The 443-nt window shown below is 70.0% G+C and carries 1 protein-coding gene; it reads right to left on the bottom strand.

Annotated elements, in window-relative coordinates:
- On the bottom strand, positions 1-419 hold a 419-nt coding region (locus GVL52_RS32135), incomplete at its 3' end, for a hypothetical protein (protein ID WP_200848003.1).
- Between the last annotated feature and the right edge of the window lie 24 nt (positions 420-443).

The following is a 443-nucleotide window of genomic DNA, read 5'->3' as shown; positions in this document are numbered from 1 at the left end:
CCCGTCATGGCGGTGCGCGACAGCACGCGCGCCTGCGTGGCGATGCGCCGGGCCGTGAGGTTGTCCTCCACGTCCGCCGGGTAGCGCGCGATCACCCCGTCGGCCAGGCCGCCGATGCCGGTGATCAGCAGCCAGGCCACCGCAGCGATCAGGGCGAGGCCCCCGGCATGCCGCACCGTTCCGATGTAGGCCTGCTCATTGGGAGCGGCCACCCACACCAGTTGAAGCGCCGCCAGCGGCAGCAGCACGCGCACCACCGGCACGCACACCTGCACCACCGTGTGGAGCACCGGCAGGCCGCGCGTGGCACGCAGGGCGATCAGCGAGGCGATGCGGTGCACGACGGCGGCAGCGGTGATGGCGATCAGCGCCGCGACGGCGGTGGCGAGCCAGGGCGAGAGATGTGTAAAAAAATCCATGCTTTGTTACCTTTTGCCATACTG

The organism is Rhizobium sp. 18055 (assembly GCF_902706285.1).
Lineage (GTDB): Bacteria > Pseudomonadota > Alphaproteobacteria > Rhizobiales > Rhizobiaceae > Rhizobium.
Note: the sequence above shows the minus strand (reverse complement) of the source record. Positions and strands in the feature narration are given on the sequence as shown.